The 26,400-nt window shown below is 73.6% G+C and carries 24 protein-coding genes; 12 read left to right on the top strand and 12 right to left on the bottom strand.

The genetic code is table 11. From position 1 onward, the window contains the following. Positions 1–197: 197 nt before the first annotated feature. From cseC to ACFWJO_RS33445, 6 genes are all read right to left on the bottom strand, one after another. Positions 198–1,511 (bottom strand): two-component system sensor histidine kinase CseC, encoded by a 1,314-nt coding sequence (gene cseC, locus ACFWJO_RS33420; protein WP_386871306.1) that lies wholly within the window; start codon positions 1,509–1,511, stop codon positions 198–200. 100 nt (positions 1,512–1,611) lie between these two features. Continuing rightward, positions 1,612–2,313: a two-component system response regulator CseB gene (gene cseB, locus ACFWJO_RS33425; protein ID WP_386871308.1), complete on the bottom strand. Its 702-nt coding sequence runs from the start codon at positions 2,311–2,313 to the stop codon at positions 1,612–1,614. 45 nt (positions 2,314–2,358) lie between these two features. Then, positions 2,359–3,048 carry a hypothetical protein gene (locus tag ACFWJO_RS33430; RefSeq protein ID WP_386871309.1) on the bottom strand — a complete coding sequence of 230 codons (690 nt, stop codon included), beginning with the start codon at positions 3,046–3,048 and terminating at the stop codon, positions 2,359–2,361. Next, complete coding sequence (locus ACFWJO_RS33435; RefSeq protein ID WP_386871311.1) at positions 3,036–3,620, bottom strand: SigE family RNA polymerase sigma factor; 585 nt, start codon at positions 3,618–3,620, stop codon at positions 3,036–3,038. Before ACFWJO_RS33435 ends, ACFWJO_RS33430 begins: the two co-directional genes overlap by 13 nt. A 352-nt stretch (positions 3,621–3,972) precedes the next feature. Continuing rightward, positions 3,973–5,022, bottom strand: a complete 1,050-nt coding sequence (locus tag ACFWJO_RS33440) for an A/G-specific adenine glycosylase (protein WP_386871312.1) — start codon at positions 5,020–5,022, stop codon at positions 3,973–3,975. A gap of 33 nt (positions 5,023–5,055) precedes the next feature. Continuing rightward, positions 5,056–5,718 carry a phosphatase PAP2 family protein gene (locus ACFWJO_RS33445; protein ID WP_384422160.1) on the bottom strand — a complete coding sequence of 221 codons (663 nt, stop codon included), beginning with the start codon at positions 5,716–5,718 and terminating at the stop codon, positions 5,056–5,058. 195 nt (positions 5,719–5,913) lie between these two features. Here ACFWJO_RS33445 and ACFWJO_RS33450 point away from each other — a divergent pair, with 195 nt between their 5' ends. Continuing rightward, complete coding sequence (locus ACFWJO_RS33450) at positions 5,914–6,753, top strand: hypothetical protein (RefSeq protein WP_386871314.1); 840 nt, start codon at positions 5,914–5,916, stop codon at positions 6,751–6,753. A 28-nt stretch (positions 6,754–6,781) separates the two neighbouring features. Here ACFWJO_RS33450 and disA read toward each other — a convergent pair whose 3' ends face one another. Then, on the bottom strand, positions 6,782–7,840 hold the full coding sequence (gene disA / locus ACFWJO_RS33455) for a DNA integrity scanning diadenylate cyclase DisA (protein WP_386871347.1): 1,059 nt from the start codon (positions 7,838–7,840) through the stop codon (positions 6,782–6,784). A 236-nt stretch (positions 7,841–8,076) separates the two neighbouring features. Beyond that, positions 8,077–9,486 (bottom strand): DNA repair protein RadA, encoded by a 1,410-nt coding sequence (gene radA, locus ACFWJO_RS33460; protein ID WP_384422156.1) that lies wholly within the window; start codon positions 9,484–9,486, stop codon positions 8,077–8,079. A gap of 279 nt (positions 9,487–9,765) precedes the next feature. Between radA and ACFWJO_RS33465 the strand changes: the two genes are divergently transcribed. Further along, positions 9,766–11,472: a hypothetical protein gene (locus ACFWJO_RS33465; protein ID WP_386871317.1), complete on the top strand. Its 1,707-nt coding sequence runs from the start codon at positions 9,766–9,768 to the stop codon at positions 11,470–11,472. A 68-nt stretch (positions 11,473–11,540) separates the two neighbouring features. On the opposite strand, the gene ACFWJO_RS33470 is transcribed toward ACFWJO_RS33465, so the two are convergent. Further along, complete coding sequence (locus ACFWJO_RS33470; protein WP_386871349.1) at positions 11,541–12,341, bottom strand: hypothetical protein; 801 nt, start codon at positions 12,339–12,341, stop codon at positions 11,541–11,543. Positions 12,342–12,485: 144 nt separating this feature from the next. Between ACFWJO_RS33470 and ACFWJO_RS33475 the strand changes: the two genes are divergently transcribed. From ACFWJO_RS33475 to ilvD, 4 genes are all read left to right on the top strand, one after another. Next, on the top strand, positions 12,486–13,412 hold the full coding sequence (locus ACFWJO_RS33475; RefSeq protein ID WP_386871319.1) for a Ppx/GppA family phosphatase: 927 nt from the start codon (positions 12,486–12,488) through the stop codon (positions 13,410–13,412). A gap of 92 nt (positions 13,413–13,504) precedes the next feature. Further along, positions 13,505–14,329 carry a sugar phosphate isomerase/epimerase family protein gene (locus tag ACFWJO_RS33480; RefSeq protein WP_386871321.1) on the top strand — a complete coding sequence of 275 codons (825 nt, stop codon included), beginning with the start codon at positions 13,505–13,507 and terminating at the stop codon, positions 14,327–14,329. Further along, positions 14,326–15,027: a TetR family transcriptional regulator gene (locus tag ACFWJO_RS33485; protein WP_386871322.1), complete on the top strand. Its 702-nt coding sequence runs from the start codon at positions 14,326–14,328 to the stop codon at positions 15,025–15,027. Before ACFWJO_RS33480 ends, ACFWJO_RS33485 begins: the two co-directional genes overlap by 4 nt. 105 nt (positions 15,028–15,132) lie before the next feature. After that, positions 15,133–16,986 carry a dihydroxy-acid dehydratase gene (gene ilvD / locus ACFWJO_RS33490; RefSeq protein WP_386871324.1) on the top strand — a complete coding sequence of 618 codons (1,854 nt, stop codon included), beginning with the start codon at positions 15,133–15,135 and terminating at the stop codon, positions 16,984–16,986. Between the two features lie 182 nt (positions 16,987–17,168). Here the strand turns inward: ilvD and ACFWJO_RS33495 are convergent, their stop codons facing one another. After that, positions 17,169–19,463 carry a protein kinase gene (locus ACFWJO_RS33495; protein ID WP_386871325.1) on the bottom strand — a complete coding sequence of 765 codons (2,295 nt, stop codon included), beginning with the start codon at positions 19,461–19,463 and terminating at the stop codon, positions 17,169–17,171. Positions 19,464–19,634: 171 nt separating this feature from the next. On the opposite strand from ACFWJO_RS33495, the gene ACFWJO_RS33500 reads away from it, so the two are divergent. The 5 genes from ACFWJO_RS33500 to proC all read left to right on the top strand — a co-directional run bounded on the left by ACFWJO_RS33500 (position 19,635) and on the right by proC (position 23,169). Next, positions 19,635–20,012 carry an SH3 domain-containing protein gene (locus tag ACFWJO_RS33500; protein WP_386871327.1) on the top strand — a complete coding sequence of 126 codons (378 nt, stop codon included), beginning with the start codon at positions 19,635–19,637 and terminating at the stop codon, positions 20,010–20,012. Positions 20,013–20,048: 36 nt separating this feature from the next. Further along, on the top strand, positions 20,049–20,555 hold the full coding sequence (locus tag ACFWJO_RS33505) for a hypothetical protein (RefSeq protein WP_386871329.1): 507 nt from the start codon (positions 20,049–20,051) through the stop codon (positions 20,553–20,555). An 89-nt stretch (positions 20,556–20,644) separates the two neighbouring features. Then, positions 20,645–21,505 (top strand): ABC transporter ATP-binding protein, encoded by an 861-nt coding sequence (locus ACFWJO_RS33510; RefSeq protein ID WP_386871331.1) that lies wholly within the window; start codon positions 20,645–20,647, stop codon positions 21,503–21,505. Continuing rightward, entirely contained in the window at positions 21,502–22,239 is a 738-nt protein-coding gene (locus ACFWJO_RS33515) for an ABC transporter permease (protein WP_386871333.1), read from the top strand. Before ACFWJO_RS33510 ends, ACFWJO_RS33515 begins: the two co-directional genes overlap by 4 nt. Before the next feature lie 120 nt (positions 22,240–22,359). Next, a complete protein-coding gene (gene proC, locus ACFWJO_RS33520) occupies positions 22,360–23,169 on the top strand; it encodes a pyrroline-5-carboxylate reductase (RefSeq protein ID WP_386871335.1) in 810 nt (269 codons plus the stop codon). Between the two features lie 46 nt (positions 23,170–23,215). Here the strand turns inward: proC and ACFWJO_RS33525 are convergent, their stop codons facing one another. After that, positions 23,216–23,818 (bottom strand): cysteine hydrolase family protein, encoded by a 603-nt coding sequence (locus ACFWJO_RS33525; protein ID WP_386871337.1) that lies wholly within the window; start codon positions 23,816–23,818, stop codon positions 23,216–23,218. Positions 23,819–23,893: 75 nt separating this feature from the next. Here ACFWJO_RS33525 and ACFWJO_RS33530 point away from each other — a divergent pair, with 75 nt between their 5' ends. Continuing rightward, positions 23,894–24,904: a GlxA family transcriptional regulator gene (locus ACFWJO_RS33530; RefSeq protein WP_386871339.1), complete on the top strand. Its 1,011-nt coding sequence runs from the start codon at positions 23,894–23,896 to the stop codon at positions 24,902–24,904. Here ACFWJO_RS33530 and trpS read toward each other — a convergent pair. After that, the gene (trpS, locus tag ACFWJO_RS33535; protein ID WP_386871341.1) at positions 24,871–25,869 is read right to left on the bottom strand and encodes a tryptophan--tRNA ligase; all 999 of its coding nucleotides are present in this window, start codon (positions 25,867–25,869) and stop codon (positions 24,871–24,873) included. The genes ACFWJO_RS33530 and trpS overlap by 34 nt on opposite strands. Positions 25,870–26,400: the final 531 nt, after the last annotated feature.

Consider the following 26,400-nt stretch of genomic DNA (forward strand, 5'->3'; position numbering starts at 1 on the left):
GGCGGGGGGTTGTGGTGGTTGGCACATTCTCTCGCGTCCCCCCCCTTGCTCCACCCCCCCCACTCCCCCTCCCCCCACGTCTCCCCCTGGGCACCCCGGGGCCGTTTCGCGTGCGAGCGGATGCGCCTGCCTGCGCGGGCGGTGCGCCTGCCTGCGTGCGGGCGGGTGCGTCTGCGGGCGGAGGGCTTGACGAACGCTCAGTCCGGCATCCGCAGCACCGGGAAGCTCCCCGTGTTCGTCGGCGCGTGCTCCGGCAGCCACAGCACCGCGATCGCACCGCCCGCGCCGCCCGGGGTGCCCTCGGGCGCCGCGTTGCGGAAGGTGAGGCGGGCGCCGAGGACCCGGGCCTGGCCGCTCGCGATGGTCAGGCCCAGGCCGTGGCCCTGGCCCGCGCGGTCGCTGCTGCCCGTACGGAAGCGGCTCGGGCCCTCCCGGAGCAGCGCCTCGGGAAATCCGGGGCCGTGGTCCCTGACCCGGACCACCCGGCCCTCGACGGTGACCTCCACCGGTCCCTTGCCGTGCTTGGCCGCGTTGGCGAGCAGGTTGCCGAGGATGCGTTCCAGCCGGCGCGGGTCGGTGTTGACCCAGGACTCGTGCACCACCTGGACCCGCGCCTCCGGGTCGAGCGCCCGCACCCGGCGGGCCACGAACTCGCCGAGCGCGATCTCCTGGAGCTCGGCCCGCTCCGACGCGCTGTCGAGCCGGGCCACCTCCAGGACGTCCTCCACCAGCGTCCGCATGGCCTGCGCACGGTCGCGGACCAGCTCGGTCGGCCGGCCGGGCGGCAGCAGTTCGGCGGCCGTGAGCAGCCCGGTCACCGGCGTGCGCAGCTCGTGCGCGATGTCCGCGGTGACCCGGCGCTCGGCCTCGATCCGCTCGTTGAGGGCGTCGGTGAGCGCGTCGACGGCGCGGGCCAGTTCGTCGGTCTCGTCGCGTACGACTCCGCCGATGGCGTCCCGGACCCGGACGTCGGTGTTGCCCTGCGCGACCCGGCCGGCCGCAGCCGCGGCCTTGCGCAGCCGGCGCGAGAGCTGCCCGCCGATGAGCACGCCGAGCGCGCAGCCGCCGAAGACCACCGACACCGAGCCGATGATCAGGGCCCGGTCGAGGTCCTTCATGATCGTGGCGCTGCGGTCGGCGAAGGGCACGTGCAGCGACAGCACGTCGCCGTTGGCGAGCGGTACGGCGGCCCACACGTCCGGCGGGCCGCTGTCGTGCTCCTGGACGTAGGTGCCGCGCCGTCCGTCGCGCATCAGCTGGTCGAGCTGGGGCGGCAGCGCCGGATCGTTGATCTTGGTGCCGAAGCGCGGCTCCTTCGGCTTGGAGGTCTCGTAGACCCGCTGGGCGAAGACCAGCCGCCACATCTGGGCGTCGCGGGCGCTGTCGAGCATGGAGACCCGGGCCGCGTTGTGGACCACCAGGCTGAGCGTGACCGCGATGAGCGCGCCGACCGCCGCGATGGCGACGGCGATCTTCCAGCGGACCCCGGTACGGAGGCCGAGCCCCTTCATCACCTGCCGACCTGCCTGAACTCGCCGCCCGTCCCCGGTCGCATCCCCGAACTCCTGCCCGCTCTCGCCCCCGGGCTCATGCCCGGGCTCATGCCCGGGCTCATCCCTTGAGCTTGTAGCCGAAGCCGCGGACCGTCTCGATCCGGTCCTGGCCGATCTTCGTGCGCAGCCGCTGCACGTGGACGTCGACGACACGGGTGTCGCCGCCCCAGCCGTAGTCCCAGACCCGCTCCAGGAGCTTGTCGCGGGACAGCACCGTGCCGGGAGCCGACGAGAACTCGAGCAGCAGCCGCATCTCGGTCGGGGTGAGCGCGACCGGCGCACCGGCCTTGCGCACCTCCATGCCCTCGGTGTCGACCTCCAGGTCGCCGAAGGCCAGCATCCCGCCCTCGGCGGCCTCCGCGCCGCCGTCGCCCGCGCCGGCGCCGCCCGCGTGGCCGAAGCGGCGCAGGACGGCGCGGATCCGGGCCATCAGGACGGAGCCGTCGAACGGCTTGGTGACGTAGTCGTCGGCGCCGGCCTCCAGGCCGAGGACGACGTCGATGGAGTCGGCCCGCGCCGACAGCATGATCACCGGGACGGTCGACTCGTCGCGGATGCGCCGGCACAGGCTCACGCCGTCCATGCCGGGCAGCATGACGTCCAGGAGCGCGATGTCGGGCCGGTTCGTGCGGAAGGCCTCCAGACCCGACAGGCCGTCGGGCATGGCGGTCACCGTGAAGCCGTCCCGCTCCAGGGCGAGCTGGGTGGCCTCACGGATGACGTCGTCGTCCTCGACGAACAGGACATGGGTCTCGGCCATGGTGCGTGCGCCTTCCGCGTACGTTCGGATCAGGGGGTTCAGGGGTCAGTTCGAGGAGGGGGCTTCGCTCGGGGCCGGCTCGGCGCCGTCGATGCCGCCGTCGCCGACCGCCTTGCTGTAGTCGTTGTGCACCCAGTCGTGCTGGGTGAACTTGTTCCCCGTCCAGCGGTAGGTGATCACGTCCTCGCCCGAGGGATAGGCGACCGGGTCGCCCTTCGCGTACACCTGCTTGGTGACGATCAGATCCCCCCGGTCGATCGTCCCGTACACCGCCGCGTCCTCGGCCATGAAGACGTTCGTGTACCGGTTGTTCTCCTCGCGGTACACGTACGTGCCGATGCCGACCGCGTCCCCGCAGGTCATCAGGTTGACGACCACGTCCGGCGCGCCCGAGTTGGTGAGGTTCCCGTACGAGGTGTCCACGGGGTAGGCGTCCGCCGTGCACGGCTTCAGGTCGGCCTTCACCCGCTCGCCGATCTTCGGGTCGTTCTTGATCAGCGCGATCGGGTCCACCCGCTTGCTGGTCATCGCGCCCTCGCCGAGCGAGGCGGAGGGCGTCGGCGTGGCCGGGGCCGTCGAGGCGACCTGGTCGGACCGGGCGGCGCCTTCGTCGCGCGAGCCGGTGCCTCCGGTGGAACAGCCCGTCACGAGCACGCCGACGGCGGCGAGCCCGGCCACCGCCGTGATGCTCGCCGCCCGTTCCCTGGCAGTCCAGGCCGGTCTCAGGCCGCCCACCGCTCCTGCTTCCGCTCGTCGCCTCGTACGGTCGTCGCCCGCTCCAGGACGCCGGCGTCCAGGGCCCGGGAGTCGCCGTCGGCGGCCCGGCTCTCCAGTTCCTGGCGCAGTCGGGCCAGGGCGCGGTGAAGCGTGCTCTTCACCGTACCGGTCGACATGCCGAGCGCGGCGGCCGTCTCCTCGGTGCTCATCTGCTCCCAGTGGCGCAGCACGACGACGCTGCGCTGCTTGGGCGCGAGCACCTTCAGGATGTCCATCAGGAGGGCCCGGTCGGCGTGCTGCTCGGTGGCGTCCTCGACGCGGGCGTCGGGCAGCTGCTCGGTGGGCACTTCTTCGAGCTTGCGGGCCCGCCACCACTCGGTCCGGGTGTTGATCATGACCCGGCGGAGGTACGCGTCGGCCAGCGACTTGTCGGCGATGCCGTCCCAGCGGCCGTACGTGCGGACCAGCGCGGTCTGCAGCAGGTCCTGGGCGTCCACCGGGTCGGGCACGAGACGGCGGGCGCTGCGCAGCAGCGCGTCCTGCCGCGTGCGTACGTACTCCTCGAAATCGAGCACCTCGCCGTGCGCCATCCCGAACCGCCTCCGATCCCCGTGACCAGCCGTGTTTCCTTACGCCGAAGACGCTACGGAGCGGTTGTCACGGGGTTGTGCGGAGCAGCCGTCGGCGGACGCACGGCTACCCATCGGTTGTGTAACAGCGGATGCAAAGGTTCCGGATCCTTCGGATCGAAGGCGCGCCGGAAGCCTTGCCTCCGGTCTGCGGATCGGACCTGCGGATCGGGCGGCGGGGCGAGCCCGGCGGGGCGAGCCCGGCGGGAGCCGGTACCGGCCATCGGCCTGCCGGGCCCGCCCAGCGGGGCCCGGTGCCGGCGGTCGGCCTCCGGGCCCGCCCGTGCGAGCCGGTACGGGGTCGGTCTCCGGGTCAGCCCAGCGGGAGCCGGTACCGGCCGTCCTCCAGGGGTTCCACCAGGCCGTCGGCGACCAGGCCGTCCAGGGCGCGGGCGCGCTGGACCGGCTCGTCCCAGACCGCGTCGAGGGAGGCCTGGTCCACCGGGTCCACGGCGTCGCGCAGTACGGCGAGCAGCTTGCCCCGCACCTGGCGGTCCGTGCCCGCGTACGTCTGGCCGCGCCGCGCGGGCCCGTCGTGGGCCGGCTTCCCGGCCCGCAGCCAGGCGCACCGGTCGGCCAGCGGGCACCGCCCGCAGTCCTCGTTCCGCGCCGTGCACACCAGGGCGCCCAGCTCCATGGAGGCCGCCGCCCAGCGGGCCGCCGTCGCCTCGTCCTCCGGCAGCAGCGCCCGGGCGAGCCGGCGCTCGGCGGCCGTCGTGGCGTTCGGCGGGTACTGCACGCCGGTCGCCGCCCGCGCGAAGACCCGGCGCACATTGGTGTCGAGCACCGCGTGGCGCTGCCCGTACGCGAACGAGGCCACCGCCGCGGCCGTGTACTCGCCGATGCCCGGCAGCGCGAGCAGCTGCCCGTGGTCGCTCGGCACGTCACCGCCGTGCCGCTCCTTTATCGCCACGGCCGCGGCGTGCAGCCGCAGCGCCCGGCGCGGATAGCCGAGCCGGCCCCAGGCCCGTACGGCCTCGCCCGGCGCCTCGGCGGCCAGGTCGGCGGGCCGCGGCCAGCGCGCCAGCCACTGCTCGTACACGGGCAGCACCCGCACGACCGGCGTCTGCTGGAGCATGAACTCGCTGACCATCACGCCCCACGCACCCGCCTCGGGGCGCCGCCACGGCAGATCGCGGGCGTGCCGGTCGAACCAGGCGAGGACGGGCCCGTGCAGCGAAGCCGGCGACACGCCGTCGGACACGACGTCCTCGAACGCGCGCGACTCGTCGGAGCCGGAGCCGGAGCCGGAGCCGGAGCCGGAGGCGGAGTCGGCGGAGGTGCGGGAGGTGGGGGAGGCAGGGGACGCGGCGGACGGCGAGGCGCCGGCGGAGGAGGCGGAGGAGGTGTCGATGGAAGTCATGGCACCTCCGATCCTGGCACGTTCCGCGGGCGATCAGCGCGCGCCGTGGCGTGCGCCCTCGGGGCGCGCGGAGGCGTGCGAAGGCATCCCGCGCCCCACGCACCACACCACCGCGCCGCTCCGGCTGGACCGGGCCGTCTCCACCAGCGCGCGGACCGGGCGCCGGGCGGACTTCACCACGACGAACGCGACCACACCGCCGACGAGGAGGCCGACCGTCACGTCGTGCGGGAAGTGGACGCCGACGAAGACCCGGGAGAAGGCCATGAGGAGGGCCATCGGCGCGGTCAGCCAGACGAGGCCGCGCCAGGAGAGGGCGAGCGCGACGGCGGCGGCACCCGCGATCGCCGAGTGGTTGCTGGGGAAGGACCAGTCGCCGTACGGCGGGCACGCGACGAGCGAGGCGGGCGCACCGGCCACCGCCCGGCACGGACGCTCCTCGTCGATCAGGGACTTCAGGCCCTCGCTGACCACGTAGCCGAAGGCCGTCGCGAGCGGCGCGAGCAGCGCAAGCGCCATGCCGTCCGCCGACCCGCGGCGCATCCGCCACCAGCCGGCCACGAACAGCACCCCGAAGAGCAGCAGCCCGAGTTCGGTCCACACCTCCGCGAGTCTCTGGAACCAGTGCGGGGTGGAATGGGCGAACTCGAGGATGTCGAGATACAGGCCGTCGGTGAGGGTGGGCAGGTTGTCCATGGTCAACGACGTTAACCGGCATCCGGAGCAGTCCGCTCCGGCCGAAGGACGACAGTCGTCCCCGACGAAAGTAGGGGGTGGGCGGGGGAGGGGCGAGAGTTCCCGCTGCGGTGAGGATGTGATCATCGGCAAAACTTGCGCCTGGAGCGGCATGGGGGGCGGGAGTTGGCCCCGATCTCTCGTAAGGTTCGTGGCGTGGGATCTCTGCGCAATCCGGTCGGGCCGCTTCCCTCCTCCATCTACTGGCGTCGGAGGGCCGTGGCGCTGTGCCTGGTTGCCCTGCTCGCGCTGCTCGCCGCATGGGCGTTCACCTCCGGTGGCGGCGGTGGGGGCAAGAAGACCGGCAACGACGCCGCCAACGGCTCCTCGCCCGCGCCCTCGATCAATCCCGGCCCCTCCAGCACCGGACCGGCGATCAGTCAAAAGCCCGGTGGACGCGACGAGTCGGGCGAGGACGACACCGCGGGCGGTGACGGCACCGGCGACGGCAGCGGCACCGGTGACGACGGTACGGACGCCGGTGCGGGCACGGACTCCGGAGCGTCCTCCGGCGGCAAGAACGGCGACACGGACGGCGCGGGCGGCGACGGCGGCGCGGGCACCGGCGCCGGCCAGCAGGTACCGGCCGACTCGCCGCTGCCGAACTGCCCTGCCGGAGCCCTGCAGTTGACCTTCCGCAGCAGCAAGCTGGCCTACGAGCCGGGCGAGAAGCCCCGCTTCCAGCTGGTCGTCAAGAACACCTCGGGCGCCGACTGCAAGACCGATCTGGGCCCGAAGAACGCGGTGTTGACGGTCCGTGACACCAAGGGCGTGCTGTGGTCCTCGAAGGACTGCCCCCGCGTGGCGCCTCCGGTCTTCCTGAAGGTCCCGGCGCGCACGACGATCACTCACACCGTGGAATGGGACCGGCACCGCAGCACCGCGCAGTGCGCCAGCGTCCCGCCGGGCGAGGTCGGCCCGGGCAACTACCTGGTCGAGGCGGCGGTGCCGGGCCTGACGGTGTCACCGGTGGCGTTCCGCCTGGACAAGGACTGAGGAAGAAGGCCTGGGGCGAAACCCGCCCCTAGACGTAACGCTCCAGGATCGACGACTCCGCGAGCCGCGACAGGCCCTCGCGGACGCTGCGCGCCCGGGCCTCGCCGACGCCGTCCACGGTCTGGAGGTCGTCCACGCTCGCCGCGAGCAGCTTCTGCAGCCCGCCGAAGTGCTCCACGAGCCGCTCGATGATCGCGCCGGGCAGCCGCGGCACCTTGGCGAGCAGCCGGTAGCCGCGCGGGGAGACCGCGGAGTCCAGGGTCTCGGGGGAGCCGCTGTAGCCGAGGGCGCGGGCGACTATCGGCAGTTCGAGCAGCTCGGCATGGGTCAGCGCGTCCAGCTCGGTGAGCGCCTCCGGCACCGTACGGGAGCGCTTGGCCGTGGGCTCCGGCACGTAGTCCCGGATCACCAGCTCGCGCTCCGGCTCCACGCCCGCGATCAGCTCGTCGAGCTGGAGCGAGAGGAGGCGGCCGTCGGTGCCGAGCTCGACGACGTACTCGGCGATCTCGGTGGCGATCCGGCGCACCATCTCCAGGCGCTGGGCCACGGCCGTGACGTCCCGGACCGTCACCAGGTCCTCGATCTCCAGGGCGGAGAGCGTGCCGGCCACCTCGTCCAGGCGGAGCTTGTAGCGCTCCAGGGTCGCCAGGGCCTGGTTGGCGCGGGACAGGATGGCCCCGGACTCCTCCAGGACGCGGCGCTCGCCGTTGACGTACAGGGCGATCAGCCGCATCGACTGCGAGACGGACACGACCGGGAAGCCGCACTGCTTGGAGACCCGGTCCGCCGTACGGTGCCGGGTGCCGGTCTCCTCGGTGGGGATGGACGCGTCGGGGACCAGCTGCACGCCGGCCCGCAGGATCTTCGAGATGTCCTTGTCGAGGACGATCGCCCCGTCGAGCTTGCACAGCTCGCGCAGCCGGGTCGCGGTGAAGTCGACGTCGATGACGAAACCGCCGGTGCACATCGACTCGACGGTCTTGTCCATGCCGAGCACGATCAGACCGCCGGTGTTGCCGCGGAGGATGCGCTCGAGCCCGTCGCGGAGGGCGGTGCCGGGGGCGACGGCACTGAGCGACGCACGCATCAGTGCCTCGTTGTCCTTGGCTGCCACTGCACTCCTCCGGCTCGTACGGATGGGCGAGACCAGGGCAAAGTCTAGCGACAACGCCCCGCCGCCCCGGGCCCCGCGCCACGAGCACCCGCCCGGCCGGGCCCCGGACGCCCCCTCGGGCGTCCCTTCGGAAGCCCTCCCGGAAGCCCTCCGGTGCGGGGACCGGCCCCGCCCCAGGGCCCCTCCGCCCCTGGTCGGCCGGACATTCCCTAAACGCGCTCCTCCGGCTCCCGCTCGGTCCGCGGACGGCGGCCGCGGGGCAGGACGCGCAGGGCGTCGCCCATGTCCGCGACCTCCGTGACCTTCATGCCCGGCGGGACCTTGCCCGGGTCGGCCGGGACCAGGGCGTGCGTGAAGCCGAGCCGGTGCGCTTCCGCGAGGCGGCGCTGCACGCCCGTCACCCGCCGGACCTCGCCCGCGAGGCCCACCTCGCCGATGGCGACCAGGTTCTTCGGCAGCGGGGTGTCGCTCGCGGCGGAGGCGAGCGCGAGGGCGATGGCCAGGTCGGCGGCCGGCTCGGACAGCTTCACGCCGCCGACCGTCGCGCTGTAGATGTCCCGCTTGCCGAGCGCGCTGATCCGGCCGCGCTGCTCCAGGACGGCCAGCATCATCGACACCCGGGAGGTCTCCAGACCGGAGGTGGTGCGGCGCGGCGACGGGATCTGCGAGTCCACCGTCAGCGCCTGCACCTCGGCCACCAGCGGCCTGCGGCCCTCCAGCGTCACCGTCAGACAGGTGCCGGGAACGGCCGTGTCGCGCCGGGTGAGGAAGAGGCCGGACGGGTCGGCGAGCCCGGTGATGCCCTCGTCGTGCAGCTCGAAGCAGCCGACCTCGTCCGTCGCCCCGTACCGGTTCTTCACGCCGCGGACCAGGCGGAGCCGGGCGTGCCGGTCGCCCTCGAAGTGCAGCACCACGTCCACCAGGTGCTCCAGGAGACGCGGACCCGCGATGGCGCCGTCCTTGGTGACATGGCCGACGAGCAGCGTCGACATGCCCCGCTCCTTGGAGGCGCGGATCAGCGCGCCGGCCACCTCGCGGACCTGCGCCATGCCGCCGGGCGCGCCGTCGATCTCGGGGGAGGCGACGGTCTGCACCGAGTCCAGGATCAGCAGCGAGGGCTTCACCTCGTCGAGGTGCGCGAGGACGGCGGACAGGTCCGTCTCGGCCGCGAGGTAGAGGTGCTCGCTGAGCGCGTTGATCCGGTCGGCGCGCAGCCTGACCTGGCTCGCGGACTCCTCGCCCGTCACATAGAGGGTGCGGTGCTCGTCGCTCGCGGCCTTGGCTGCCACGTCGAGCAGCAGCGTCGACTTGCCGACGCCCGGCTCACCCGCGATCAGCACGACGGCGCCGGGGACCAGACCGCCGCCCAGGACCCGGTCGAGCTCGTCGACGCCCGTGCCGCGCGCGGTCGCCTGCCGGCCGTCGACCTGCCCGATCGGGAGCGCGGCCGAGGACACCCGGCCGGCGGCCGTGGTCCGCACGGCGGGCGCGCCGTACTCCTCGACCGTGCCCCAGGCCTGGCACTCGGGGCAGCGGCCGAGCCACTTGGCGGTCTGCCAGCCGCACTCGGTGCAGCGGTAGGACGGCCGGTCCTTGGCGGTTTTGGTACGAGCAGCCATGACGGACACCGTAGCGGCAGCCACTGACAACGAGGACGGGCAGCGAGGACGGGCAGCGAGGACTGGCAACGAGGACTGACGGCGAAGACCGACAGCGAGGCCGACGGCGAGGTGAGGGAGGTTCCCCGGCCCGACCCGGCTCGGCCCCGCCACCGTCGAGCGTGCCGTGGCCCGAGATCGCGGGGCTGGTGTCCCCTTTCGGGCGATACCTTCACCCGTACGGATTAAAAGTGTGCAAGGGGTGAGAAGTGCCCCCGCCCTCCTGCCTACGGTCGCCCAGTGACGAGCAGCAGTCTGGAACACCCCACCCGAAGCACCGGCGGTCCCCGCACCCTCGGCCAGCGGCCCCCCGCGCGCTACGAGGAGTACCTGGACGGCCTGTTCACCTACTGCCTCTCGGTGCTCTGCGACCACGACACCGCCACCGCCGTCCTCGGTGACGTCCTCGCCATCGCCGAGCGCCATCACGGTCGCTGTCCGGCCGACGAGAGCGGGCGCAGGGCCTGGCTGTACGCGCTGGCCCGCTGGGCCTGTCTGCGCAGCCTCGGCGAGCAGCGCCGCCGACGCCAGGGCGCGCACACCGGCCGGCCCGTCGCCGCCGCGCCCGAGCCGGCCCGCGTCGCGCCCGAGGTCGCCGAACGCCGGCGCGCCGAGCTCGCCGCGCTCGCCTGGCCCGAGGCCGCCGGCACCACGCCGGAGCAGCGCGAGGCCCTGGAGCTCTCCGTACGGCACGGGCTCGGGCAGCGCGAGGTCGCGGCCGTGCTCTCGCTCGACCCGGTCGCCGCCCGCGAACTCCTCGCGTCCGCGGGCTGCGAGGTCGAGCGCACCCGCGCCGCGCTCGCCGTCGTCGAGACCGGCGACTGCCCCACCGTCGCCCGGCTCACCGGCGACCACCAGGTGCTGCTCTCCGCCGCCCTGCGCGCCGAGCTGGTCCGGCACGTCGACGACTGCCCGCGCTGCCGCCGGGCCGCCGAACGGGCGGGCGCCGCCGGGCCCTGGCCGGGCGCCGCCGCCGCACCGACGGGGCGGCTGCCCGTCGTCGAGGCGCCGCGCGCCGCCGCGTACGTGGCGATGATGCACGTGCCGCGGGCCCGCGCCGGCGCGCCCCGCTTCGGCCCGACCGGCTTCCCGATGGACCCGAAGGACCACGCGGCCCGCCGCGACCGGATGCGGGCCCGGGCGGTCACCACGACCGTCGTCGCCGCGGTCGTCGCCGCCCCCGTCCTCGCCCTGTGGGCCTCGTACCGCGGCACCCCGGCCGGCGACGAGGGGCAGGACGCGGCCCGGATCAGTGCGCGCGAGGCGGACGGGCCGGGCGACGCGCAGGGCGGTTCCGGCGGCCGCCCGTACGACCGCTACGAGAACACGGGCAACGCCCGCACCACACCCGATCCCCGCTTCACCCGCGGCAGCCGTTCGCCCGACGTCTCCGTCGAGGTGATCAGCCCCGGCGCGCCCGCCGGCCCGGCCCTGCCGGGGCAGGCCGCGCCCGCCCGGCTCACCGTCTCCGCGCGCGGCAGCGGCGCGACGACCCTGCTCACCCTCACCAACGAGGGCGGCTCGCCGTCCGCGTGGGCGCTCTGGTCGGACGCGCCCTGGCTGTACGTGAGCCAGGCCTCCGGCACGCTGCGCCCGGGGGAGTCGGTCACCGTGCGGATCTTCGTCGACCACGCCCACGAACCGGCCGGCGCCTGGAGCGCCCGGGTCGGCGTGAACCCCTCGGGCGCGGTGGTGCGGATCGACGGCCACGGGGCGGCTCCGCCGCCCACCACGACCCGCCCGACCACCCCGCCGCCGACCCGCACGGACGAGCCGACGACACCGCCGCCCACCAGCGAGCCGCCGACCACTCCGCCGCCGACGGGCGAACCCACCACGGAGCCTCCGACGACGGAGCCGACGACCGGACCGACGACCGGACCCACGCCCGAGCCGACGGCCTCGGCGACCGACGCCCCGAGCACCGACCCGGCGCCTTCCCCGTAGGTTCGCGTTTCCCGTAGGTCCCCGTGGCCCTGCGGGGCCGGCCCCGCAGGGTGCGGCCCGGGTGCGGCCTAAGGAGCCGGGTCGGCCGGGTGCGGTGCGACCAGCGGGAGCTGGGAGGCGAGCCGCGCCTCGCACAGCCCGGTCAGGACCTCGTACGCCGCGAGGCCCATCATCTCGACCAGCTCGGGCCGGTACGAGACGTACACGGGCTCCTTGCCCACGTGCGCCGAACTCGCGGTGGTGCAGTACCAGTGCAGGTCGTGGCCGCCCGGGCCCCAGCCGCGCCGGTCGTACTCGCCGATCGACACCTGGAGGACCTTGGTGTCGTCGGGGCGCTCGATCCAGTCGTAGGTCCGCCGCACCGGCAGCTGCCAGCACACGTCCGGCTTGGTCTCCAGCGGCTCCCGGCCCTCCTGCACGGCGAGGATGTGCAGCGAGCAGCCCGCGCCGCCCGCGAAGCCCGGGCGGTTCTGGAAGATGCAGGAGCCCTGCCAGCGGCGGGTCTGCCGGTCGCCGTCCTCGTCGACCTGCACCCAGCCCGTCTCCGTGCCGACGTCGTGGAACTGCCACAGCTCCGGGGTCAGACGCGCCACGTGCTCCGCGACCCGCTTCTCGTCGTCCTCGTCGGAGAAGTGCGCGCCGAGCGTGCAGCAGCCGTCGTCGGCGCGGCCCTCCTGGATGCCCTGGCAGCCGTTGCCGAAGATGCAGGTCCAGCGGGAGGTGAGCCAGGTCAGGTCGCAGCGGTAGACCTGCTCCTCGTCGTCCGGGTCGGCGAACTCGACCCAGGCGCGCGGGAAGTCCAGGCCCTTCTCGTCGGGCTCGGCGTCCCTGGCCTTCTTGCCGGCCTTGCCGGCCTTGACCGCCTTCACGGCCTTGGCCGCGTGGGCCACCCGTGCGGCCTTCGCGGCGTTCTCGCTGGCGTGCTCGCCGGCACTGCTTTTGCCCGGCTTCGCCTTTTTCGTCTTTGGCACAACGCCAAGCGTATGCGGGCGGGCGCAGTAGCGTTTCCGTTCATGAGACTCGGAGTCCTCGACGTCGGTTCGAACACAGTGCACCTGCTGGTGGTGGACGCCCACCCCGGCGCCCGCCCGCTGCCCGCCCACTCCCACAAGGCGGAGCTGCGTCTCGCCGAGCTGCTCGACGAGCGCGGGGCCATCGCCGACGCGGGTGTGGAGCGGCTCGTCGGCACCGTCCGCGAGGCGCTGACGGCGGCCGAGGACAAGGGCTGCGAGGAGGTCCTGCCGTTCGCGACCTCGGCGGTGCGGGAGGCGAGCAACGCCGACGACGTGCTCGCCCGGGTCTACGCCGAGACCGGGATCGCGCTCCAGGTCCTCACCGGCGAGGAGGAGGCCCGGCTCACCTTCCTCGCCGCCCGGCGCTGGTTCGGCTGGTCCGCGGGGAAGCTGTTCCTGCTCGACATCGGCGGCGGCTCGCTGGAGGTCGCCTTCGGCATCGACGAGGAGCCCGACGCCGCCGTCTCCCTGCCGCTGGGCGCGGGCCGGCTCACCAAGGGCTGGCTGCCGGGCGACCCGCCGGAGACCGACGACGTGAAGGCGCTGCGCCGTCACGTCCGGGCGCAGATCGCGCGTACGGTCGGTGAGTTCAGCCGCTTCGGCCGGCCCGACCACGTGGTGGCCACCTCCAAGACCTTCAAGCAGCTCGCCCGCCTCGCCGGCGCCCCCGGCTCGGGCTTCGGCCTGTACGTCGAGCGCACCCTGTCCCGCGCCTCCCTGGAGGAGTGGGTGCCGCGGCTCGCCGCCATGTCCTCGTCCGAGCGCGCCGTGCTCCCCGGCGTCTCCGAGGGCCGTGCCGCCCAGCTCCTCGCCGGCGCGCTGGTCGCCGAGGGCGCGATGGACCTCTTCGGCGTCGAGCAGCTGGAGATCTGTCCCTGGGCCCTGCGCGAGGGCGTGATCCTGCGCCGCCTGGACCACCTCCCGTAGGGCCTGCCCGGCGGTTCGGAGACCGGGTGGGCGGCTCCGGGGGTGACCGGAACCACCCTCCGGGCGCCCGGCCCGCCCCGTACCCTGTCTCCGTGGCAGAACCAGCGGTGCGCGTCCCGGATGCGAAGGTCGCCCTGTCGACGGCCTCGGTCTATCCGGAGTCGACGGCGACGGCCTTCGAGGTCGCCGCGCGCCTCGGCTACGACGGTGTCGAGATCATGGTGTGGACCGATCCGGTCAGCCAGGACATCGAGGCGCTGCGCCGCCTGTCGGACTACCACCAGGTGCCGATCCTCGCCGTGCACGCGCCATGTCTGCTCATCACCCAGCGGGTCTGGTCCACCGACCCGTGGGTCAAGCTCCAGCGGGCCCAGGCCGCCGCGGAGAAGCTGGGCGCGTCGACGGTGGTCGTGCACCCGCCGTTCCGCTGGCAGCGGCAGTACGCGCGGGACTTCGTCACCGGCATCTGGCGGATGGCCGACGAGACGGACGTCCGCTTCGCCGTCGAGAACATGTACCCGTGGCGGTACAAGGACCGCGAGATGCTCGCGTACGCGCCCGAGTGGGACGTCACGAAGGACGACTACCGCCACTACACGCTGGACCTGTCGCACACCGCGACCGCCCGTACCGACACCCTCGCCATGGTCGACCGCATGGGCGACCGGCTCGGCCACGTCCACCTCGCCGACGGGCGCGGTTCCGCGAAGGACGAGCACCTGGTGCCGGGCCGCGGCAATCAGCCGTGCGCCGAGCTCCTGGAGCGGCTGGCGCTGAGCGGCTTCGACGGCCACGTCGTCATCGAGGTCAACACCCGGCGCGCGATGTCCTCCGCCGAACGCGAGGCCGACCTCGCCGAGGCCCTCGCCTTCACCCGGCTCCACCTGGCCGCCGCCTCGCGGGGCACACGCGCGTGAGCGAAGGGGCGAGCGGAGGCACGGGCGGGGAGGCCGGCGCGGAGAAGAAGGCCCGGGCGGACGGCGCGGGCGACAGCACCGGCGCGGGCGGCAAGGCCGCCCGGCGGCGCGGTCGGCCCTCCCGTACGGCCGCCGAGGACAGCGGACCGGGCGCGCGCGAGCGGATCCTCGAAGCGGCGCGCGAGCAGTTCGCCGAGCGCGGCTACGACAAGACCTCGATGCGCGGCATCGCGAAGGCGGCGGGCGTGGACGCGGCGCTCGTGCACCACTACTTCGGCACGAAGGACGAGGTCTTCGCCGCGGCGATCGAGGTCTCCTTCGAGCCCACCGCCGTCGTCCCGGCCATCATCGGCGGCCCGCGCGAAGCCATCGGCGAGAGGCTCGCGCGCTTCTTCATCGGCGTCTGGGAGAACCCGGCGACCCGGGCCCCGCTGCTCGCGATCATCCGTTCCGCGCTGACGCACGAGGCGGCGGCCAAGGTGCTGCGCGGATTCGTGCTGCGGCGGCTCCTGGAGCGGATCGCCGCCGACCTGGACGTACCGGAGCCGAAGTTCCGGGCGGAGCTGGCCGCTTCGCACATGATCGGGATCGCGATCCTGCGGTACGTGATCCAGGTGGAGCCGCTGGCCTCGGCGGACCCCGAGGAGATCGTGGCCCAGGTGGCGCCGACCCTGCAGCGCTACCTGACCCGGCCCTGACCGAAGGGCGAGCGGACCGTCCGCCATACGGACACCCTTGTCCAGATCTTGGAGTCGAAGCGTACGCTCGACTCCAGACACACCCATCACGAGGAGCGAGCGACGATGCCCGAGCTGAGGTCCCGCACAGTCACCCACGGCCGCAACATGGCGGGCGCCCGCGCCCTTATGCGCGCCTCCGGTGTACCGGGCGCGGACATCGGGCGGAAGCCGATCATCGCCGTGGCGAACTCCTTCACCGAGTTCGTCCCCGGCCACACCCACCTCCAGCCGGTGGGCCGGATCGTCTCCGAGGCGATCACGGCGGCCGGCGGCATCGCCCGCGAGTTCAACACGATCGCCGTCGACGACGGCATCGCGATGGGCCACGGCGGCATGCTCTACTCCCTGCCGTCCCGCGACCTGATCGCCGACAGCGTGGAGTACATGGTCGAGGCGCACTGCGCCGACGCCCTGATCTGCATCTCCAACTGCGACAAGATCACCCCCGGCATGCTGATGGCCGCCCTGCGCCTCAACATCCCGACCGTCTTCGTCTCCGGCGGCCCCATGGAGTCCGGCCGCGCGACGCTCGTCGACGGCACGGTCCGCACGCTCGACCTGGTCGACGCGATCTCCGAGGCCGTCAACGACAAGGTCTCCGACGAGGACATCCTCCGCATCGAGGAGAACGCCTGCCCGACCTGCGGGTCCTGTTCCGGCATGTTCACCGCCAACTCGATGAACTGCCTGACCGAGGCCATCGGCCTCTCCCTGCCGGGCAACGGCTCCGTCCTCGCCACCCACACCGCCCGGCGCGCGCTGTACGAGAACGCCGCCCGCACGGTCGTCGACATCACCCGGCGCTACTACGACGAGGACGACGCCTCCGTCCTGCCGCGCAGCATCGCCACGAAGGCCGCCTTCGAGAACGCCATGGCGCTCGACATCGCCATGGGCGGCTCCACCAACACGATCCTGCACCTGCTCGCCGCCGCTCAGGAGGCCGAGCTCGACTACGGCCTGAGCGACATGGACGAGGTCTCGCGCCGCGTGCCCTGCCTGGCCAAGGTCGCCCCGAACGTCGCGCCCCGCGGCACGTACTACATGGAGGACGTGCACCGCGCCGGCGGCATCCCCGCCATCCTGGGCGAGCTGCACCGCGCCGGCCTGCTCAACGAGGACGTCCACGCCGTCCACAGCCCCTCCCTCGCGGACTGGCTGAAGAGCTGGGACGTGCGCGGCGGCTCCCCGTCCGAGGAGGCCGTCGAGCTGTGGCACGCGGCCCCCGGCTGCGTCCGCTCCTCCGAGGCCTTCTCCCAGTCCGAGCGGTGGGACACGCTCGACCTGGACGCGGCGGCCGGCTGCATCCGCTCCGCCGAGCACGCCTACTCCAAGGACGGCGGCCTTGCGGTGCTCCGCGGCAACATCGCCGTCGACGGCTGCGTCGTGAAGACCGCCGGCGTCGACGAGTCGATCTGGACCTTCGAGGGCCCGGCGGTCGTCTGCGAGTCGCAGGAGGAGGCCGTCGAGAAGATCCTCAACAAGCAGGTCAAGGACGGCGACGTGGTCGTCATCCGCTACGAGGGCCCCAAGGGCGGCCCCGGCATGCAGGAGATGCTCTACCCGACCTCCTTCCTCAAGGGCCGCGGCCTGGGCAAGACCTGCGCCCTGATCACCGACGGGCGCTTCTCCGGCGGCACCTCGGGCCTGTCCATCGGCCACGCCTCCCCGGAGGCCGCCTCGGGCGGCACGATCGCCCTGGTCGAGGACGGCGACCGCATCCGCATCGACATCCCGTCCCGCTCGATCGACCTCCTCGTCGACGACGAGACCCTCGCCGCCCGCCGCGAGGCGCTCGGCGGCGTCTACGCGCCGAAGAATCGCGACCGCAAGGTCTCGGCGGCGCTGCGGGCGTACGCGGCGATGGCCACGAGCGCGGACAAGGGCGCGGTGCGCGACGTGACGAAGCTGGGCTGACGGCTTCCCTCCCGGACCGGCCCAGCGGACCGGCTCACCGGACCAGCCCACCGGGCCGGCCGGACGGCGGACGAAAGGCGGCGGTGCGGACCCCGAGAGGGGTTTCCGCACCGCCGTTTCGCGTGTCCGTCGCGGCCCTGGCCCTGGCGCTGGCCCTGGCACTGGCCGGCTTTCCCGGGCACTCACCAGCCTTCCGGCGCGCTCCCGTCCACCGCGAAGACGGAGCCGTCCGGCGCCGTCCCGTAGACGCGCTCACCGGCGGCGACCGGGGCCGGGACGGAGGTCACGTAGCCGAGGCGGCCCGCCGACAGGCGCGGAGCGGTCTGGGCGAGGAGGGAGCCGCGCGCGGTGTCGACGGCGATGAGGCGGCCGTCGGAGGCGGAGAGGTAGAGCCGCTCTCCGGGCCCGGGCGTGAGGGCCGAGACGTTGCCGCTGCCGGTCTCCAGCTCCCAGCGGACCCGGCCCGCCGAGGGCGCGGCGGAGAGGTCGACGGCGGTCAGCCGGCCGAGCGCGTCGAGGAGGTACGCGGTGGAGCCGCGCACGGCGATCGACGGGCTCGCGACGCGGTACGGGAGGGGGACCCGCCGCGCCTCGCGCCGGTCGGGGTCGTAGTGGACCAGAGCCTCTGTCTGGATCTCGCGGTAGGTCGCGGCCAGGACGAGCGCCCCGTCCGAGCCGTACGCGACGGGCACCAGGTTGCCCTTCAGGCGGTGCTGCCAGGCGACGGTGCCGGTGGCCGGCCGTACCGCGCTGAGCAGCGTGTGCGTGCCGTCGGCGCTCGGCTCGTACGCGGTGAGCAGACCGGTGGCGGTGTCGTACGGGCCGAGCTGCGGCGCGCTGTGGCCGGCCAGTGCGTGCCGCCACACCTGGCGGCCGGTGGCGCCGTCGACCGCGCGCAGCTGCCGCGAGCCGCCGCTGAGGACGACCACGGCACCGGCCGGCCGGTTGCGCTCGGCGGCGGCCGGCCGGGTCCGCCAGCCGGGAGCGCCGTCCTTCGCCGCGTAGGTCCGCAGTTCGCCGGTGGCGCCGGTGACGGCCACGGTGCCGCCGGGCAGCACGACGGGGGCCGTCGGCCGCTCCGTACCGTCCGCGTCGCCTCCGCCCGGGCCGTCGCCCGCGCCGGCACCGCTCCCGGCGGGCCGTGACCAGACGACCCGTCCGGTCGCGGCGTCCAGGCGGGCGGCGTCGACGCCCGGCGCCGAGCAGTAGAGGGCGCCTTCCGCGAACGCGCAGGCGGGTGCGGCCGGTGCGGCGGAGCCTCCGTCCGCCGTGCCGAGCGCGGTCTGCCAGCCGGTGAAGGACGTGGCGGCCTGCGCCGGGTGCGGCGAGGCGGCCGACGGCCGCGCGTCCCGCGCCGCGAGGGCGGCGACGGTGCCGCCCGCCGCGACGGCGAGCAGCACGCCGAGCGCGATCGGCACCCGCCTGCCGCGCCGGCCCTGTCCGCCGCGCCGGTCGTGTCGCTCGCGTCCGGCCCGCTGCTCCTGCCCGCCGCGCTGCCTGCGCCCGCCGCGTCCGGCGCGCGGCACCTCGGCCCGTACGGGAGTGTCCGCGTCCCACGCCCCGGCGGGCGCCGGCATCTCGCGCACGGCGCCCGCGCCGGACCCGCCGGCGGGGGGCCGCCGCTGCGCGGGTATGAACGCGGTCGCCTCGTACGAGGGCGGCAGCAGCGCCGCCATGATCTCGGCGGGCGTCGGCCGCTCGGCCGGTTCCTTCGCCAGGCAGCGGGCCACCAGCGGCGCCAGCTCCTCCGGAACGCCCGTCAGGTCCGGGTCGTCGTGGACCACTTGGTACGCGACGATGTACGGGCTGTCGGAGTCGAAGGGGCCGTGCCCGGTCGCCGCGTGCACGAGCACCGAGCCGAGCGCGAAGACGTCGGCGGCGGGTCCGACCTCCTTGGGCCGCTGGAACTGCTCGGGCGCCATGAACGGCGGCGAGCCGATCAGCTTCCCCGTCTCCGTGTGGAGGTCGCTGTCCAGGGGCCGGGAGATCCCGAAGTCGATGACCTTCGGGCCCGAGTCGGTGAGCAGCACGTTGCTGGGCTTGAGGTCGCGGTGCACCACGCCCGCCCGGTGGATGTCGCGCAGCGCCTCCGCGAGTCCGGCGGTGAGCCGGCGCAGCTCGGCGGGGGACAGCGGGCCGCTCCGCTTCACCTGGTCGGCGAGGGTGGGGCCGGGGACGTAGAGGGTGGCCATCCAGGGGCGTTCGGCGTCGGGATCGGCGTCCACGACGGGTGCGGTGAACGCGCCGCTGACCCGCCGCGCGGCGGCCACCTCCTGCCGGAAGCGGGCCCTGAACTCGGGGTCCTCCGCGTACTGTTCGTGCACCACCTTGACCGCGAGCCGCAGCCCGGAGGCGGAGGTGGCGAGGTGGACGACGCCCATGCCGCCGGCGCCGAGGACGGCCTGGAGCCGGTACTCGCCCGCGTAGTCGGGCTCTTCCGCTTCCCGGCCGGCACCGGTCCTGCGCAACGGCGGCATCGCCGACCCCCGTGTGGTTCCCCGTCGTGTCCGCGCGCCTGCGCGACGCACGGAGCCTAGTCCATGGTGCGGCCGAAGTCGGCGGGGCTTGCTAGCCTGCGCGTCGCGGAGGGTGAATTTCTCCGCAGTGCTTCTGGCAGGCGCTCGCGCGCACCGGACGGGGGAGTGGCAATGGGCAGCGAGAACGAGTCGACGGCCGTGGCGGCGAAGACCGCGGACACCGCGGACACCGCGGGCACGGTCGGCACGGAGGCCGTCGCGACCATGGCGACGGAGGACGTCGTGACCACCGCCGGCGAGGTCCCGGCCTACCCGGTCGCTCCCGGGTACCGGGTGAACGTCCGCTCGGGTCCGGGCACGAAGTACCCGATCGTCCGCACGCTCACGCTGGGCGCCTGGGTGCAGATCTACTGCCAGACGCCGGGCGAGTGGATCACCGGCCCCTACGGCACCACCAACCTCTGGGACAACATCGGCCCCGGTCAGTTCGTCTCCGACGCGTACGTGAAGACGGGCAGTGACGGCTATGTGACCCGCCGCTGCGGCTGACGACGGCCGCGTCCGCGGCCGGGGATAATCGATCCCGTGAGCGAGGAAAAGCAGAGCAAGACCGGCACCACCCCCGCCGGGCCGCAGCCCGAGGAGCTCCGTTTCTTCGGCACGACCTGGGTCGACCACCGCGACGGCTACGCCGTGCGCCGCGTCGGCGTCTCCGTCGGCTCGCTCCTCGCCGCGGTCGCGGGCTGCTTCGTGCTGCGCTTCGCGTACCAGGGCCTGGAGATCGCGAAGGTCGGCGGCTTCGTCAACACGCTCGTGGTCGTGATGTTCGCGGTGTGCAGCGCGATCGCCTTCCGCAAGACCTGGGAGGGCTTCGTCCGGCGCCCCGCCGACCCCGCCCGCGAGGACGCCCTGCGCAGCCTGAAGGCCATCGGCTTCATCGGCTCGCTGCTCGCCTACTTCGTCCGCAGCCTCACCGAAGCGCCCGGCGAGAAGCTCCTGCGCGCGGAGTACGAGGAGGCCGTCACGCGCTTCGAGAAGCGCCGCGCGAGCCGTACGGGCAACCCGTCGGGCCGCAGGAAGCCCAAGCGCTAGGGCCCGCCCCCACCCCGAGTCTTCCAGGACCCCCGGACATCGTCCGGGGGTCCTTGACGTGCGGCACCCGTGGGCCCACTATTCATCGCATGATGAATAAAAACGGTGAGGCCGGCCCCGCCGCCGGCCCCGAGGCCGCCCCGGCCACCGGCGCGGCCGTCACCGCCACCGCCCTCACCGTCGTCCGCGGCGACCGCACCGTCCTGCGCGACCTCGACTTCACCGTCCCCCGCGGCCGCATCACCGGCCTCCTCGGCCCCTCCGGCTGCGGCAAGACCACCCTCATGCGCGCGATCGTCGGCACCCAGGCCAAGGTCACCGGCACCCTCGACGTCCTCGGCCGCCCCGCCGGCGACCCCGCCCTGCGCTCCCGCATCGGCTACGTCACCCAGAGGCCGTCCGTCTACGACGACCTCACCGTCCACCAGAACCTCGACTACTTCGCCGCCGTCCTCATGCCCGGCCGCGCCCACCGCGACGAACGCCGCGCCGCCGTCACCCGGGCCATCGCCGACGTCGACCTCACCTCCCACGCCGACGCCCTCGCCGGCCGGCTCTCCGGCGGCCAGCGCAGCCGCGTCTCGCTCGCCGTCGCCCTCCTCGGCACCCCCGAACTCCTCGTCCTCGACGAACCCACCGTCGGCCTCGACCCCGTCCTGCGCCGCGACCTGTGGGACCTCTTCCACCGCATCGCCGCCGACCGGGGCACCACGCTCCTGGTCTCCTCCCACGTCATGGACGAGGCCGAGCGCTGCCACCGGCTGCTCCTCCTGCGCGAGGGCGAACTCCTCGCCGAGGACACCCCCGAGGCCCTGCGCCGCCGCAACGACACCGCCACCGTCGAGGACGCCTTCCTCCACCTCGTCGACGCCGCCGCGGCCCGCGCCCACGCCGAGACCCGGGCCACGAGCCAGACCCAGGCCCGCACCGTCACCAAGGAGCAGCCGTGAACCCCGACCGCACCCTCGCCACCGCCGCCCGGGTCCTGCGCCAGCTCCGCCACGACCCGCGGTCCATCGCCCTGATGCTCCTCGTGCCCTGCCTGATGCTCGTCCTGCTCCGCTACGTCTTCGACGGCAGCCCGCAGACCTTCGACAACATCGGCGCCTCGCTCCTCGGCATCTTCCCGCTCATCACCATGTTCCTGGTGACCTCCATCGCGACCCTCCGCGAACGCACCTCCGGCACCCTCGAACGCCTCCTCGCCATGCCCCTCGGCAAGGCCGACCTCATCGCCGGCTACGCCCTCGCCTTCGGCCTGGTCGCCGTCGTCCAGTCGGTCCTCGCCACCGGCCTCGCCCTGTGGTTCCTCGGCCTCGACGTCATCGGCAGCCCCTGGCTGCTGCTCCTCGTCGCCCTCCTCGACGCCCTCCTCGGCACCGCCCTCGGCCTGTTCGTCTCGGCCTTCGCCGCCTCCGAGTTCCAGGCCGTCCAGTTCATGCCGGCCGTGATCTTCCCCCAGCTGCTGCTGTGCGGCCTGTTCACCCCGCGCGACCGCATGGCCCCCGCGCTCGAAGCCGTCTCCGACGCCCTGCCCATGTCCTACGCCGTCGACGGCATGAACCAGGTACTCCGCCACACCGACGTCACCGCCGACTTCCTCCGCGACGCCCTGGTCGTCGCCGGCTGCGCCGTCCTCGTCCTCGCCCTCGGCGCCGCCACCCTCCGCCGCCGCACCGCCTGACCGCCCCTCGGACACGGAACGCACCGCACAGGCCCTCGGTGCAAGGATGTCCCTGCGGAGGGACGCGCCGTCCGTCCGCATGGACAGGCGCAGGCCCATCCCGGCGAGGTGAAAGACCCCATGACCCAGACCGTCGCAGTCCTCGGCACCGGCAAGATCGGCGAGGCGCTCCTCAGCGGCATGATCCGTGCCGGCTGGCGCCCCGCCAACCTCCTCGTCACCGCCCGCCGCGCCGAACGCGCCGAGGAACTCCGCGCCCGCTACGGCGTCGAGACCGTCAGCAACGCCGACGCCGCCAAGCGCGCCGACACCCTCATCCTCGCCGTGAAGCCCCAGGACATGGGCCGGCTCCTCGACGAACTCGCCCCGCACGTCACCGCCGACCGCCTCGTCGTCAGCGCCGCCGCCGGCATCCCCACCGCCTTCATCGAGGAGCGCCTGACCGCCGGCACCCCCGTCGTCCGCGTCATGCCCAACACACCCGTCCTCGTCGACGAAGGCATGTCGGTGATCTCCGCGGGCAGCCACGCCACCCCCGAGCACCTCGCCCACGCCGAGGAGATCTTCGGCGGCGTCGGCAAGACCCTCCGCGTCCCCGAGTCCCAGCAGGACGCCGCCACCGCCCTCTCCGGCTCGGGCCCGGCCTACTTCTACTACCTCGTCGAAGCCATGACCGACGCCGGCATCCTCCTCGGCCTGCCCCGCGCCCAGGCCCACGACCTGATCGTCCAGGCCGCGATCGGCGCCGCCGTCATGCTCCGCGACAGCGGCGAACACCCGGTCAAGCTCCGCGAGGCCGTCACCAGCCCCGCCGGCACCACCATCTCCGCCATCCGCGAGCTGGAGAACCACGGCGTACGGGCCGCCCTCATCGCCGCCCTGGAAGCTGCCCGCGACCGCAGCCGCGAGCTCGCCTCCGGCAACGGCTGACCCAGGGTCTCCCCGGCGGATCAGGGCCTGCCCGGCGGATCAGGCCCTACCCCGCCGCCTTCAGCACCTCCTCGGTCCGGACGACCCGGGCGAACCGCCCGCCGTGCAGCGACACCGCCGTCGCCCGGGTCAGCTCCTCCGCGCTCCGCGTCCACCCGAAGGGCCCGGCCAGGTCGAACGTGTGCATCGCGTCGATCACGAACACCACGTCGTACCCGAGGTTCCCGCCCATCCGGGCCGTCGTCTCGTTGCACATGTTCGTCTGGATCCCGACGATCACGATCTGCCCGATACCGCTCCCCTTCAGCCAGGCGTCCAGATCCGGCTCCCCGTAGAACGCCGAGTTCACGCTCTTCGTCACCAGCAGCTCCGCCCCCGCCCCCTTCCCCCGCCGCTCCGCGACGAAGTCCTTGAACTCGTTGCCCACCGACCCCGACCGCAGCGGCGACCCCACCTGCACCGAGTCGTGCCGCACGAACACGACCGGCCGGCCCGTCCCCTGCCACAGATCGATCAGCGCCGCGATGTTCGCCTCGGCGTCCGGATTGTCCCGACGCCCCCAGAAGCCCTCGTCGTCGAAGCCCTTCTGCACATCGACGACCACCAGCGCCGCGTTCTCGTCCATCTCCGTGACCTCCCTGCTCTCCATACCGACGATCCTGCCGCCGCACGACCGCCCGTCCCAGAGGCAGAAAAGCCCACGATCGATGGTTTACTGCCAGCCATGTCGGCAGACCACACGAGCCCCCAGCGCATCGCCCTCCTCTCCTTCCCCGGCATCCGCGCCTTCGACGTCTCCGTCATCACCGAGGTCTGGGGCAGCGACCGCACCCACCGCGGCGTCCCGCCCTTCGACCTCCGCCGCCCCGCCGCCGACCCGCACACCCCCCTCCCGATCCGCGGCGGCCTCAGCCTCACCCCCGACCGGCCCCTCGACTGGCTCGACACCCTCACCCCCACCGACCTCGTCCTCGTCCCCGGCATCGAGGACCCCGACGCCGACATCTCCACACCCGTCCTCGACGCCCTGCGCCGCGCCCACGCCGCCGGCACCCCCGTCGCCTCCCTCTGCGCGGGCGCCTTCGTCCTCGCCCGCGCCGGACTCCTCGACGGCCGCCGCGCCGTCACCCACTGGCACCTCGCCCCGACCCTCGCCGAGCGCTATCCCCAGGTGAAGGTCGAACCCGCAGCCCTGTTCGTCGAGGACACCGGTATCTGGACCTCCGCCGGCACCGCCGCCGGCATCGACCTGTGCCTCCACCTCGTCCGCACCGCCCACGGCGCCGAGGCCGCCGCCACCATCGCCCGCTCCATGGTCACCGCCCCCTTCCGCACCGGGACCCAGGCCCAGTTCATCGAACAGCCCACCCCCCGCGCCGACCGCGACGCCGACGCCCTCGCCGCCGTCCGCGCCCACGCCCTGGCCCACCTCGACCAGCCCCACACCGTCGCGAGCCTCGCCGCCCACGCCGGCATGTCACCCCGGTCCTTCGCCCGGCACTTCCAGGCCACCACCGGCACCAGTCCCCTCCACTGGCTCATCACCCAGCGCGTCGCCGCCGCCCGGAAACTCCTCGAACTCACCGACCATCCCCTCCCCGAAGTGGCCCGCCGCGCGGGCTTCGGCAGCGAGGTCACCATGCGCCAGCACTTCGCCTCGCACCTCGCCACCAGCCCGCGCGACTACCGCACCGCCTTCCGTCAGACCGCCGGCAACAGCCCGATCGCCCGATAGGCCCGGTCCACCACCGGCCGCGCCATCCCCCGCGCCCGCTCGGCACCCTGCCGCAGCACCTTGTCCACGTGCCCCTGATCCGCCGCGAGCTCGGCATGCCGCTCCCGCACCGGCCGCAGCAGCTCCACCACCGCCTCCGCCGTGTCCTTCTTCAACGCCCCGTACGACTCGTATACACCGGCAAGCTCGTTCGGGTTCCCACCCGTCGCGGCCGCCAGCAGATCGAGCAGGTTCGCTACCCCCGGACTGGCCTCCCGGTCGTACACGACCTCACGACCGCTGTCCGTCACCGCCCGCATGACCTTCCGCCGGACGACGTCCGCGTCGTCGAGCAGATAGACGATCCCGGACCCGTTCTCGTGCGACTTCCCCATCTTCGACGTCGGGTCCTGCAGATCCATGACCCGCGCCGCCACCACCGGGTGCGTCGCCTTCGGCACCGTGAACACATGCCCGTACCGCTGGTTGAAGCGCACCGCCAGGTCCCGCGTCAGCTCCACGTGCTGCGTCTGGTCCTCACCCACCGGCACCTCGTCCGCGCCGTACGCGAGGATGTCCGCGGCCATCAGCGCCGGGTACGTCAGCAGCGACAACCGCACGCTCTGCCCGGCCGCCCGCGCCCGCGCGCTCTTCTCCTTGTACTGGATCATCCGCCGCATCTCGCCGTCCGTGGCCACGCACTCCATCAGGTACGACAGCCGGGCGTGCTCGTCCACGTGGCTCTGCACGAACACCGTGCACCGCTCCGGATCCAGGCCGGCGGCCAGCAGCAGCGTCGCCGCCTGCCGGCTCAGCCGCGTCACCCGCGCCGGATCGTGCTCCACGGTCAGCGCGTGCAGGTCCACCACGCAGAACAGCGCGTCCGCCTGGTGCTGGTCCACCTCGACCCACCGCCGGACGGCCCCGAGGTAGTTGCCCAGCGTCAGGTGCCCGGTCGGCTTGACCCCACTGAAGATCCGCTTCATCGGTTCGTTCTCCCTCTCTCCTGGCTGCTCTCTGTCTGAGCACCGCCGGCCCGTCGGCCGGGCTCCCGGAGGGGGATACGCGAACGGCCGCCGAGTCGGCGGCCGTTGTCTGCATGCGTGAGTACGGGCCGCCGGTCAGGCGGCCCACCACTGGGTGGTGTGCGCATGCGTCGTCATACGCACAGGGTACGCATCAGGCCCGGGGTTGACACGGGATTACGCGATCCGTAGTGTTCTCCGGGTTGTCCGACGTGAGCACCGACTCCGGTCGGCCCCGGACAGCCATTCCGCAAGAACCACCAACGCCTGACGGCGTCGATTCGTCGTGCCGTCCTGTGTTTCCGTGCGTTTTTGCGAAATGAGGAATCCGCGTTCGAAGGTTTGAACGCCGGCCCCCGATTAGCGTCGGGGCCAAGGAATCCGCTAAAGTCTCACTCGTCGGAACGGCCCAACAGCCGGGAAGACAACCCCCTCTGACTGGGAATCAGACGCCGAAAGGATCTGATAGAGTCGGAAACGCCGGAAGGGCCC

This window comes from Streptomyces sp. NPDC127092 (assembly GCF_042722475.1).
In the GTDB taxonomy this organism is placed as follows: Bacteria; Actinomycetota; Actinomycetes; order Streptomycetales; family Streptomycetaceae; genus Streptomyces.